Below are 12,788 nucleotides of genomic sequence, written 5' to 3'. Positions count from 1 at the left end.
CAGGTTGAGTTGAGTATAAAAGGTAATAAAGAATTAAAAGAATAAAAATATGTTTACTATTTTAAAAATAGCCGCCATTAAAAGGAAGCTATTTTTATGTTTGTGTGTATGGAGAAGGGTATTTTTGTAAAATTAGATTTCGATGTTGATGGAATTTTTCGATTGAACCATATTTTTGTTTGTGAAAACAATTTTGAATAGGATCGCTAGCAAAGACAATAACATGAAAAATAATTAACATTACAACAAGCATTGTGCGACCAACAACCAAACCGATAAAAAATTGATGTGCTTGTGAATAAGTTGCGTTTTTTCAATGCATATAAGAATTATGGTCAAATCCGATCGTCATAAATAAGTCAATTATTGGAATTAGAATTAATGCCAACATTGATAATGATACAAAAAATACTGTAATATAAGCAAAAAGACTGAAAAATTTAACTTTTTGTTTAATTTTTATTTTTTGATTTTTTCGATTTTTAATTACCCCTAATATTGCAAAGGCAATAAATACGAATGTAAAGACAGTGACTCAGTTTGCGATTAAATCAGTGAATGAGTATAAACGGGCCATACCGTCAGTATATTTCAAGTAATCATTATTAGTTGAAATATACAATGTCGCACCAATTATTGTGAAAATTATATTTGAACCAAGACCAATGATGACGGAATATATTACTCCGACAGTAGGTCGATTTGGATTTAGTTTAGATATAAATTTTTCTCAAAACGGAAGCTCGCCTTCGGCCAATAGGGATTCGATGTAACGTGGCATTCACATTGAAAATCCATTTATAACGCCCATAACACCAATTGCGATAGCAATATTGATTAAACCAAAAATTATTCTACTGACCTTTTGTCCTAGTAATGATTGAATATACTGAAGCATACTGCTAAATGAACGGCCATTTATTGACATTGAAATTGCAATTAAAATGTAAAAAATCGTAATAATTATTAATCCAAGAGACAACGCTCAACTTGTTTTTTCGGGTTTTTTCATTTCAGTTTGCATTCCGGCCGCGATATAAAAGCCATCGTAAGCAAAAAATATCGATCCAATTGAAATAAAAATTCCAATAAAGCCACCTAAATGGTTATAGCGAATTAAGCCTGCCCCTATTTTAATGTCATCAAATTTTTCAAAACTTGTTATTTTAATGTTGTCGGCTCCACCTTTACCACTAATAGCTAAAACAATACCAATAATCATAATAAAAATTAAAGGTATAAATTTAACTGAAAGGACTATTACATTATGAATATTGCCTATTTTAGAAAATAAACTAGGTATTGTTAGGAAGTATAACCCCATTAATGTGGTTATAGCAAGCCAGATCACCCAATCATAACTAGTTCCAAAATTAAATGCTGATGCATTTTTATTCGCTATTGCCCCAATTCCATCCTGCAAAGTCATGACCACGTAAATAGGCATATAAAAAAATGTTAAAGGCAAGGTAATATAAGCCATAAAGTTTTTTGAAGCCTGAGCAATTCAACGTGAATTAAATAGACGGTTTCAACTTACAAGCGAAAGATTATCTTTTTTATTGCCCGCAATTTCAACAAGGGCAATAGCCATTGAAATTACGGCGATTGAGGCCATAATTCAGCAAAATATTGCTAGAATTAAATTACCTCTTGAATTATTTAAAACTTCTTCAGATTTAAAAAAAATTCCAGCACCAATTGAACTTCCCATAACAATCATCATTGAAGAAAAAAAGCCAATTTTTTTCTTCGCTGGTTGTTTAGTTGCCAGTTGATTGTTTTGTCGCTCCATTTTGCTCCTTAATATATTGATTAAAATTATAGCAACCTTTTAAAATTTTGATTGTATTTATTGCTTTATTGAGTAAAAATAAAAAATCAGTATTTTACAGATATTGAATACTGATTTTTACTATTTTTTATATTTTAAATTGTTAGCACAACATATTCCGAAGGTAAAATATTTTTACCAGGTTTAACTCTGATTTCATAAGTGCCTCTATCTAGACCGCTTATTTGATGAGTGGTAATTTCATTTCAATCATTGGTGTTGATTTTGCGATATTGCATTGATTTGTCGACACCGATAATTTTTCCTTCGAACACCTTAGCTCCACGAATATCGGGATGTTTTTGTGTTTGGATTATTTGAATATCAGAGGCAGCAATGCCAGGGGTCGCTTTAACACGGATTGAAATAGGTTTGGTACCTACATCAGTAAGCTCAACTTCGGAATTATTGATGTTATGTCACTGGCCATTACCTGTTCTATATTCCATTGTTGAATCAACATTTTTTAAAATTCCCGATTTTGGGTCTTTAGCTTCGAAATACGCATCAGGTTTATTGTGTTTAGTAACATTGAATTTTAGTTTTTGGTTTTTAACGTTAAAATCATAATTAAATTTAAAAATACTAATTGAAACTTCATTTTCACCAATTTGTTTAAAGTTATTTAAATAAATTAATGTATCATCACCATTGCGTTCAATTTTTTCAATAAAAGCCCCTTCTATCTCAATATTCTGTACATTTATATCAATATTTTTTGTATTTTTAATCCGGATAAATTTGGAATCATTATCAACAACAAGCTCTAATGGATGCTTACTTATATTTGTTTGATTACTCCTAATTGAATTTCAAAATTGATAACCAAACTTGTAAATATTAAATGATCTATTCTGACTTGTATGTTGAGCGCCATATGGACTAATATTTTTCGTAATTAAATCACTGATTTTCCTATGTTGTTCAAATTTAAGAGGGAACTGTAATAATAAAGTTTTTGAATCGGGATTTTCTAATTTTGTTCGTTCGATTATTTTTTCAGCAGTTTCAACATCAGGCGCATAATTTTTTATCATTGCAAAACGATATTTTTTGCCCATGATTGATTCATCGGGTTTTATGAAGTCACGATTTTGACCAAAATCATCATTACCTAATAAAAAGTAGTTATAGTTATTATCACCAGGCTTGTGTCTATTAATTCCTCAGGTTGCATCAACGTGATATCAGCCGTCATCTAACTCAACTAAGTTTCAAATATGTCTTTCATGCCCAATTGAATCATCATCTACATCACCTGTTAGCGACTGGCAAGGAACGCCTAGTATGTCCATAAACATTTTAAAACCTCTTGTATATCCAGTGCAAACAGATCTTTTTTCAATGATCGAAGAATATGCAGTCTGATCCACTTTTTCTCCACGTTCTTCATAGGCGACGTTTTTTGTGATTCATTCGTAGGCGTTTAACGCCTTTTGGAAAGGTGATAAATTGTGTCAATCTTGTGATATTTTGATCGCTTCTTGTCTTGCTTGCTCTTCTTGCCATTCATCAAGGGAATGTTCAAAATTCAGAACTTTTATAGTTGTTCTGAATAAAGCGCCTTGGTATTCTGCTCATATTTCTGCAAATCTATCTTCATGATTAAAAGGGAGAGCTGATATTGTGCCATCCTTTTTTAGATCTACGATTGGATTGGCGTATGTTGCTTCGGCTGGGAACACATTATCTTGTGGATAATGTTGCATTACATATCACTTTACACCATTAACTGTATTTCCTTGCTCATCAATTAGTTCTAATTTAATTTGATTTTTTGTGTGTGAATTCAGTATTTGCCCAGTGTTTTTAATTGAATAATTAGGATGAGAAAAATAATTGAAAGTTGTTTTCTTTGTGCTTAAAATTTTTCTTTTGATTTCCTCTTCATTTATTGTGGTTGGAATGAATTTAGGAGTAAATTGTTTAGGATAAACTATTTTTTCTTGCTCATTCATTTTGCTAGAAATGGAATTATCATCAATTTTTTTCTCAACATCTTGGTTATGCTGAATAATTTTATCAATTGGCTCGTTGATTTTGCTTTTTGGCGCAGTTTCAGTGATTTTTTCAGTCTTTGAAACAGAGATATTATTTTTTGGTTTTGAATTGTTTTGGTTAGTTGGTTCTTGTTTTTTATTTATTGGCTTTTTTAATTGCGTTTGTTCATTTAGATTTTTTGAGTTCGATTCTACTTTACGAGTTGTCTTTTCATTGAAAGAATCATCGGATGTTACTTTCTTAGCATTAAGTTCGCTGTCAGTGGTTATTGAATGATTTGGTGTTATTTTCTGGGTTTTTGAATGATTATTCTCATTATATTGATTCTGTAATTTATTTTTTTGTGTTACCCTTGTTTTTTCGATGTTTTCGGGTAATTGTTGTGTATCTTGATTTGCATTACAACTAATAGCTAAAAATGCAACCGATGCAATGTTTGACGTAGAGATAATAGGCAATAAAATAACTTTTTTCATTTTCACAAGTACCACCTTTACAATTTTGGAGATTATATACAAATTATATTTAGTAATTTTTATTAATTATATGCAAAAATTCATTTATAAGTGTATTTTTACTCATTTTTTATTAAAAAAGTACTATTTAAATTTATTAAATAAGTTCTTTAATATCATATATTATGTGTAGGTAATAAATTGCGTAAACAAGAAGCCCTTTGGTACATCGTGAGTATTTTTAGAAATAAAATTAAAAATAAACGCCCAAGCGTTTTAGATTTTGATATTGATAATAGGATTAATAAACATTGATTAGAACAGAAATTTGGACTTAATTATAATGGAGAATGTATTTGTTCTGATGTTGGTTATGAGTTAAAAATTGAATCAGAAAAGATGATAAATTTTGGTGATTGGACACCAAATTATTATATTTATAATCAAACTGATTATTTAGAAATTTTTCCTGGCAACACGCCTGCTGAAAGAAGAGTATCTTTTCTTCTGATGTTTGCCGGCGATTTTGATAGAAATAATAGATACTATTGAAATGGTGAAAATTGTATTCAAACAAAATGCAGTAATTATTGTGGGTTAATATTGCGAGTGGAAGACAATAGCGATATTAGTATTATTTATAATTTTTCTGAGGATAAGAGAATAAATAAGTATGAAGTTGTAGATTTTAGATTGCAAAAGGAAAATGTAATTTTAGCTCAATGATTTGGGAGAAAAAATACCAAAGTTAAGCGAAATGGTATATTCAATGGTCGTAGTTTGCAAAGTCGTTTTGAGGATAAGTATGAAGGTAAAGGATTTTGCGTAGTTAAAAGCGACCATCAGGGATATTATCGCAGTATTAAATTTGGATATAAATTAACTTTTAGAGATTGAGTGCAACAAGTTGAAGAGGGTAATGTGATATATTCGTGCGAAATGAACGCTGAAAACCATAGAACGTATGCTCGTTGAGAATCTGCTAACAATATATACTGAGATCGTGTTGCGAATATTGAAATAAAATAACTCCCTTAGGAGTTAAATGAAGTTTAAAATTTCTCTTGGATTTAAATTGTGTAGTAAAACACTGATAATGTTACTGATGAACGGGGCTTCCGGTGCTTTTTTGTTTTGTAAAATTTTTTCAAGAATTTTGGCAGTGTTATAACCTTCAACCGTTTTCACGTTCATCGCAATCGCTTTTTGAACACCATTTTTTGCAATTTCTAGACCAAAACTAAAGTTGCGACTAGTTGGATTTAAACAGGTTAAAACTATGTCACCAACAGCTGCTAATTCATAGCCGACAGTATCAGAAGTTTCGGGGCTTAGGAATTTTGCAATTTGAAAAATTTCTTTAAGACCAAGTGAAATTAGAGCTGGTAATAAATTTTGTGAGTCGAATAGACCACTTGCAATACCCATTCCAATTGCTAAAACGTTTTTCAATGCCGAAAAAGTTTCACTAGCTTTTTCATCAGTATTTGGTATCAATTTAAAAGAGCTTGTGGTGAAATAATTTGTAATTTTTGTTAAAAATTCAATATTTTCACCTACTGCATTCACCATAGTCATCTTATTATTGAATACATCAATAGCAAATGATGGTCCGATAACTGAACAAATATCAATTAAATTAGAACCTATTGCATTTTTGATAACTGCAGAGAAAAATTCTTTTGTTTCAGGGTTAATTCCTTTAGCAACATTTATGATGCTAATTTTCCGGTTGCCAAGGTGTGTTTTAACCTGTGTTAGTACTGGTGAAATCACTGGAGTTGGCACTGCAACCACAATAATGTCAACATTTTCAAGGGCATATTTTAAATCGGATGTAGCTTCAATATTTTCAGGATTATTAAATTTTGAAGATGCAAAATATTTTGTATTAACACCTTTATTTATATCTAATATTTCCGATTTATCTATTCCCCACATTTTAATTTTGTGTCCATTTTTACTCAACATGGATGCTAGAGCTGATGATCAAGCACCTGTACCTAACATAACAAAATTTCTACTCATTAGACTCCTAATATTTGTATAAAGTTAATATATTTTACTTTATTTAGAAAGCGTCTTAAAACTTGTTCAATCAAAACTGGATATTTTGTAAAATTTATACCATTTCTTTGATTTTTTCTCATTATTAATACTTAAATTTTTAAATGTTTTTCAGTAAGATAAAGAAACAAATCATAAACTAAATGCATAAATAAAAGAGATTGTTGAAAGAATTATAAATAAGGCTAATACGATCCCGGTTATAAGAGTATTATAACTAAAAAATCAGTGTAAAATGGCATTACCCATTCAAATAACTAGGCAAATTAAAGTAAAAAACTCAGCTTTTTTTAAATTCATTTTATGTTTTTTCTCGTCAAGAGAATTATTCTCTTTAAAATATTTTATTTCATCGTTAAAGTCGTATTCTCAAATTTTCATTATTTACTCAATTCATTAAAAATATCAACTACTTGTTCTAAAGATAATTGTTGTATCCTAACCATTTCATTTAAGTTAAGTTTTGCGTAGGCATTCAGTATTTTTTCCTGAGAATACTGAGTTTTTAGAGCTCAGGATAATTTTTTGCGACGTGCTAAAAAGCACAATTTGAAAAAGTCTTTTAATTCTTTATATTGTTGGGTTTGTTCTTCACTTTTATTCATTTCGAGAGTTATTATTGCTGAATCAACATTTGGAATTGGATCGAATTTTTCTCTACCAACTTTTAAATCTAGATTTATATTAGCTAGATACTGTGCTGTTAATGTTAATTTTGAATAATCAGGGCTATTTGGTTGGGCGCAAAGTCGATCAGCAACCTCTTTTTGAACCATTAAGGTTATTTTTTTAAAGTTTTTGTGTGCATCAAATATTTTTAGCAATATTTCACTTGTAATATAGTACGGAATATTTCCTACTATTTCATAATCGTTATACTGGCTTAAATCAGTATTTAAAAAGTCTTGTAGTTTAACTTGATCCGGTTTTAAAATATTATTTTTAATTAAATACTCACGCATTTCAGGATCTATTTCAAATGCTATGTAATTAGAAGCCGAGTTTGCTAAATGGTAACTAAGAGCCCCCTTTCCAGGGCCGATTTCGATTATTTTTTTGCCTGATACATTGGCAATCTCAATAATTTGAGAAATTAGTTTAGGATCATTTATAAAATTTTGTCCGTATTTTTTCTTTGCTTTAGGATCGCTATTTTTTTGCATTAAGATTAAAGAATTCCTTTGTGTTTTTATATACCTGTTTAACAAATTTTTCAATCGGCATTTTTTTAATACCGGCTATAAAAATCGCTGTTTCGATTACGTTTTGGCTTACATTTTGTTCGCCACGTTTTGTTGCGGGTGAAAGATATGGCGCATCAGTTTCTGTTAATATTTTATCAATCGGTAATCAATCTATTACCTCAATAGTTTGCTGAGCATTTTTGTATGTTGCTACTCCTGAAAAACTGAAATACACTCCTATTTCTGCGAATTTCTTAGCTCATTCTAGGTTTCCACTGAAAGTATGGATCATGAATTTAACATCAGGGTAGTGACTAATTATTTCAAATAATTGGTCATATGAATCGCGCATATGAATAACAACGGGCAATTTATGTTTTTGAGCAACTTGAATTTGTGAGTGAAATGACTCAATTTGTGTGTGTTTTGGTACTGAATCTCAGTAAAAATCAAGGCCGATTTCTCCAATTGCAACAACATCCTCATTAACTTGTTCTTCTAATAAGAGACCGTCGTTTTTGCCTGTTGCATTATTAGGGTGTACGCCGATAACGGGATAAGTAAACGGAAATTGTGATGCTAGTTGTTTAACTTCGTTATTTTCTTTGAGTGAACATCCTGTAAGAATCATGATAGATACCCCAGAATCGTGTGCTTTTTTGATAATTTCAATTGGTTCTGAGTAATACTCTTTGAGTGGGTGCGTATGAACATCAACGAATTTTAAAGACATAAATACCTACTTTCCAAGGCAGAAATTTTTAAACATATCATCTAATAAGTCCTCATTATCTGCTCTGCCAGCAATATCAGACAAGTTTTGTCACGCTTCATTTATGTCTACTATAACCATATCAGCATAAATATTATTTTCAAGAGCGTTTAAGGCGTTTTGGACTGATTTATGGGCTTTTTTGATAAGCGATAATTGACGAGCGTTAGTTAAATATTCTGCATTATCTAAATCAATTTGTGTAAATTTATGTGCAAGAGCGTCAAGTAAAGGTGTAATTTTTCCTTCGTTAACGCTAATACTGATGGTACCGGCTGGTGCATCAATTAAGTCATTTTTGTTATAAACTTTTATAACCTCTTTATTATATTGTCTTGCTAAATCGGTTACTTTTTGATCGAATTCATTTTCATCTTGTATAGTGTCAAAAACGTGTATTACGATATCAGCTTTGCAAATTTGGTCAAAGCTTTTTTGAATACCGATTTGTTCCGCTTTTGCGCTAGCCTCTCTCATTCCGGCGGTATCAATTAATTTAAATAAAAGACCATTATACTGTCATGATGTTTCGATCACATCTCTTGTTGTTCCTGCCTCATCAGTAACGATAGCTTTTTTCTCACCGACTAAATAGTTCAATAGTGAACTTTTACCAACATTGGGCTTGCCAACAATAGCTACTTTAATTCCTTCAAAAATTAAGCGTGAGTTTTCACTTTGTTGTATTAATTTTTGCATTTTCAATTGAATTTTTTCTAATTCTTCTTTTAATCCATTTTCTAAAATTCGTTCAACGTCGTCATACTCTGGATAGTCAATGTTAACTTCGATACGGCCAATTAAGTTCATTATTCATTGGCGGAGTTCATCAATTAATTTAGATGTTTGTCCATCGAATTTTTGTACTGCGAGTTGAGTTTGACTAAGTGATTGTGCATGTATTAAATCATTGATAGCCTCAGCCTTTATTAAATCCATTTTACCATTCAAAAAACTACGGCGACTAAATTCACCTGGTGTGGCTAGGCGAGCTCCGTTTTGGAGTAAAAGTTCAAGAATCCTGTTGGTAACTACTACCCCGCCATGGCAATTGATTTCAACTGTTGTTTCACCAGTAAATGTTTGCGTCCCGATGAACCACATAACTAAAACTTCATCAACGACACGTTCGTTGTTGAAGTTATCAACAATTTGGCCAAAAGTAATTGTATTTTTCTTTCCGATTCGCCCTCTAAAAATTTTAGAGACTATATTTATGCTATCTTCTCCACTAACTCTAATTATTGAAATAGCTTGGTTAATTTTGCCACCTGATGAAATGGCTGCGATTGTGTCATTAATCATATATAACATTTTACCTTAATTCTAAAATTGATAAAAAAAGCAGAGATGCTGCTTTTTGGTGTTTATTCTAAACAAATGGAGCGGATGACGGGAATCGAACCCGCATAATCAGCTTGGAAGGCTGGAGTTCTACCATTGAACTACATCCGCATAACTGCTTTATAATTATAAAACAAAAAAATAATTATAAAAGCAATTTTATTTAATTTTTCTTTTGAAAATTTCGGCATTTAGATTTGACTTTATTTCTAAATATGACTGAAAAAAACAAAAAAACACACAAAATGTGTGTTAACTTAATTAATATCCTTCGTTCGATTCCTTACCTTCGATAATTGCAATTGAACGACTTGTGCCAAATCTATTAGCTCCGGCTTCGACCATTGCGATTAAATCAGCTTTATTACTAATTCCACCAGCTGCTTTAATTAATAATTTATCACCACAAACAGATTTCATAATTTTAACATCTTCTAAATTAGCCCCACGTGTTGAAAAGCCGGTTGATGTTTTAATAAATTCAGCTCCTGATTCCATAACAATTTCAGTAACTTTAATAATTTCTTCATTAGTTAGTAAAGCGGTTTCAACAATAACTTTTAAAACATTATTTGGGAGTGATGCCTTAACTGTTTTAATGTCTTCAAGAACAAAGTTATAGTCACCTTGTTTCATTTTACCGATATTAATTACCATATCAATTTCGTCAGCACCAGCTCTGACTGCTTCTGCCGCTTCAAATGCTTTTACGTTGCTTAAACATGCTCCTAATGGAAACCCGATTACAGATGTAATTCCGACATTTGTTCCTTGCAGTTTTTCTTTTGCATAGGCAACTCATGATGAGTTAACACAGATTGTTTTAAAATCATATTTAATCGCTTCGTTAATTAACTTATCAATTTCAGCTACCGTAGCATCAGCTTTTAGATAAGTGTGGTCAATCATTTTATTGTAATTCATTTTATACCTCTTTATTAAGATAATTTTGCAATAATTATTTTGTTTTCTACTTTTTTATCATTGAATTTGTATGAGTTTTTTAATTCATCAATTAGTTTTATATCAATAGGTTTTGAAGAATACAAAGTGAATATAGTTTCACCTTTTTTAACTTCTTCATTTGTTTTTTTGTTTAAAGTAATACCTGCTTCAAAATCAATTGGATCTTCTTTTTTAGCACGACCTGCACCCAGCTTCATTGCTACTATGCCAAAAGTTAGTGAGTCAAAAATTTCTAGATAACCATCTCGCTCAGCTTTGACCTCAGTTTTGTACTGAGGATTTCAGAATTTTGTTTCGTCTCTGATAATTTGATCATCGCCACCTTGAATTCTAACCATTTCATAGAATTTTTCTAAGGCTTTTCCATTTTGAATTACTTCATCAACCCTAGCCTGAGCTTGTTCATAATTGTCACAAATTTTAGATTGTAACAAAATTGTGGCACAAGAAGACTTAACTAGTTCATTGAAATCACTCGGCCCTTCCCCTTTAAGAGTTCTAATCGCTTCTAAAACCTCATTTTTATTTCCGATTTCACGACCGATTGGGCGGTTCATGTTGGTAATTTCAGCTCTAACATCAACGTTAAGAGACTTTCCTATATTGATCATGGTTTGTGCTAAATCAATCGCTTCTTCTTCTGTTTTCATGAAGGCGCCATTACCACATTTGACATCTAATAAAATAGCATCGGAACCAGTAGCAAGTTTTTTTGACATAATTGATGAAGCGATTAGTGGAATTGATTGCACGCAATTTACTACATCACGTAATGCGTACAATTTTTTATCAGCCGGCACTAATTGTCCAGTTTGACCAATTACTGCAATACCGTGGTTTTTAACTTGTTTAATAAATTGTTCTTCAGTTAATGAGAAGTTGAAACCAGGGATTGATTCAAGTTTATCCAAGGTGCCACCGGTATGGCCTAAACCACGCCCTGACATTTTAGCTACCGGCGCTCCGCAAGCGGCAACGATTGGAGCTACGGCTAGCGTAGTTTTGTCTCCCACTCCACCAGTTGAGTGTTTATCAACTTTAATTCCAGGAATTGAACTCAGATCAATTACATCACCTGAATACATCATAGTTTTGGTAAAGGTTGCAATCTCATCTTTAGCCATTCCGTTGAACATAACTGCCATTATAAAAGCAGCCATCTGATAATCAGGAGTTTCTCCTGCAACATAAGAATTAATTAAATAAGCAATTTCTTCATCGCTAAGACGCTTATTTAATCTTTTTTTCTCAATTAAATCTACAATACGCATTATAAGATACCTAAAGCAACTTTCATCATGTTTGTAAATGCTGTTTGTCTTTCTTCGGCGGTTGTTACCTCATGAGTAGCTATGTTATCTGAAATAGTTAATAAACAAGCAGCATTTTTACCTAATTTTTCAGCATTTGTGAATAAAGCGACTGATTCCATTTCAACACAAATAGCACCAGTGTCTTTAATTCTTTCTTCTAATGTTTGAGCAGAATAGAAAACGTCTGACGAGTGAATTGTTCCTTCAACAAGTTTGATACCTTGTTTTTTAGCTGATTCAATAATTTTATTATTTAATTCTTGAGATGGTTTTGAGACTTTTGATGCATGTTGAGCACCTAAAACTAATCTACGAAAATGGTCGCTGTCAGCAACTGCGTGTGTAGCAAGAACTGTGTCATATAATTTTAGTTCCTTAACATAAGCACCGGCTGAGCCAATACGAATAATATTTTCAACGCCATAAAAAGCAAATAATTCATAGCTATAAATTCCAATTGATGGACATCCCATTCCTGAGCCGGCTATTGAAACTTCTTTTCCTTGATATTTTCCAGTGTAAATAAACATATTTCTTACTGTATTTACTAATTTAAAACCAGGTTCAAGAAATGTCTCGGCTATAAATTTGGCTCTTAAAGGATCCCCTGGCATTAATACTGTTTTGGCAATTTCGCCTTGCTTTGCATGTATGTGTGGTGTTGGTATCATAAATATCTCCTTTTTTGCTGAAAGTCTAGTGAAACCTGATAAAGTGCGATTTAAATATACTGTCTTTCATAAATAAAAATATAAGCATAAATCTTATAACTTAATTTTACCACTTTTAATGTATAATGGATTGTAGATTGTAACCACAATAACTTAAATCTAAATTTTTAATATGAAAATA

General features: G+C 31.3%; 11 protein-coding genes and 1 tRNA gene. 1 reads left to right on the top strand and 11 read right to left on the bottom strand.

Going from position 1 to position 12,788, the window contains the following annotated elements; translation table 4 throughout:
- Positions 1-94: 94 nt before the first annotated feature.
- Positions 95-1,795, bottom strand: a complete 1,701-nt coding sequence (locus MCFN_RS02560) for an amino acid permease (protein ID WP_038562036.1) — start codon at positions 1,793-1,795, stop codon at positions 95-97.
- 134 nt (positions 1,796-1,929) lie between these two features.
- Positions 1,930-4,311, bottom strand: coding sequence for an MAG6410 family transglutaminase-related lipoprotein (locus MCFN_RS03575; protein ID WP_051604581.1), 2,382 nt, complete (start codon positions 4,309-4,311; stop codon positions 1,930-1,932).
- A gap of 180 nt (positions 4,312-4,491) precedes the next feature.
- On the opposite strand from MCFN_RS03575, the gene MCFN_RS02550 reads away from it, so the two are divergent.
- Positions 4,492-5,319 (top strand): LlaMI family restriction endonuclease, encoded by an 828-nt coding sequence (locus tag MCFN_RS02550; protein ID WP_038562033.1) that lies wholly within the window; start codon positions 4,492-4,494, stop codon positions 5,317-5,319.
- Positions 5,320-5,331: 12 nt separating this feature from the next.
- On the opposite strand, the gene MCFN_RS02545 is transcribed toward MCFN_RS02550, so the two are convergent.
- The 9 genes from MCFN_RS02545 to deoD form a co-directional block, all read right to left on the bottom strand.
- The gene (locus MCFN_RS02545) at positions 5,332-6,318 is read right to left on the bottom strand and encodes an NAD(P)H-dependent glycerol-3-phosphate dehydrogenase (RefSeq protein WP_038562031.1); all 987 of its coding nucleotides are present in this window, start codon (positions 6,316-6,318) and stop codon (positions 5,332-5,334) included.
- Positions 6,319-6,357: 39 nt separating this feature from the next.
- The gene (locus MCFN_RS02540; RefSeq protein WP_038562028.1) at positions 6,358-6,738 is read right to left on the bottom strand and encodes a hypothetical protein; all 381 of its coding nucleotides are present in this window, start codon (positions 6,736-6,738) and stop codon (positions 6,358-6,360) included.
- Positions 6,738-7,520, bottom strand: a complete 783-nt coding sequence (rsmA, locus tag MCFN_RS02535; protein ID WP_038562026.1) for a 16S rRNA (adenine(1518)-N(6)/adenine(1519)-N(6))-dimethyltransferase RsmA — start codon at positions 7,518-7,520, stop codon at positions 6,738-6,740. Before rsmA ends, MCFN_RS02540 begins: the two co-directional genes overlap by 1 nt.
- Entirely contained in the window at positions 7,507-8,274 is a 768-nt protein-coding gene (locus MCFN_RS02530) for a TatD family hydrolase (protein WP_038562023.1), read from the bottom strand. The genes rsmA and MCFN_RS02530 overlap by 14 nt, the downstream gene beginning before the upstream one ends.
- A gap of 6 nt (positions 8,275-8,280) precedes the next feature.
- On the bottom strand, positions 8,281-9,618 hold the full coding sequence (gene mnmE, locus MCFN_RS02525; protein WP_038562020.1) for a tRNA uridine-5-carboxymethylaminomethyl(34) synthesis GTPase MnmE: 1,338 nt from the start codon (positions 9,616-9,618) through the stop codon (positions 8,281-8,283).
- A gap of 76 nt (positions 9,619-9,694) precedes the next feature.
- Positions 9,695-9,768: transfer RNA gene (locus MCFN_RS02520), tRNA-Gly, on the bottom strand.
- Positions 9,769-9,918: 150 nt separating this feature from the next.
- Positions 9,919-10,581: a deoxyribose-phosphate aldolase gene (gene deoC, locus MCFN_RS02515; RefSeq protein WP_038562018.1), complete on the bottom strand. Its 663-nt coding sequence runs from the start codon at positions 10,579-10,581 to the stop codon at positions 9,919-9,921.
- Positions 10,582-10,595: 14 nt separating this feature from the next.
- A complete protein-coding gene (locus MCFN_RS02510) occupies positions 10,596-11,894 on the bottom strand; it encodes a pyrimidine-nucleoside phosphorylase (protein ID WP_038562015.1) in 1,299 nt (432 codons plus the stop codon).
- On the bottom strand, positions 11,894-12,607 hold the full coding sequence (deoD, locus tag MCFN_RS02505) for a purine-nucleoside phosphorylase (RefSeq protein ID WP_038562012.1): 714 nt from the start codon (positions 12,605-12,607) through the stop codon (positions 11,894-11,896). Before deoD ends, MCFN_RS02510 begins: the two co-directional genes overlap by 1 nt.
- Between the last annotated feature and the right edge of the window lie 181 nt (positions 12,608-12,788).

The organism is Mycoplasmopsis californica (assembly GCF_000695835.1).
GTDB classification, from domain to species: Bacteria; Bacillota_I; Bacilli_A; order Mycoplasmatales; family Metamycoplasmataceae; genus Mycoplasmopsis; species Mycoplasmopsis californica.
The sequence above is the reverse complement of the archived record's forward strand: the minus strand, read 5'-3'. Positions and strand labels throughout refer to the sequence as shown.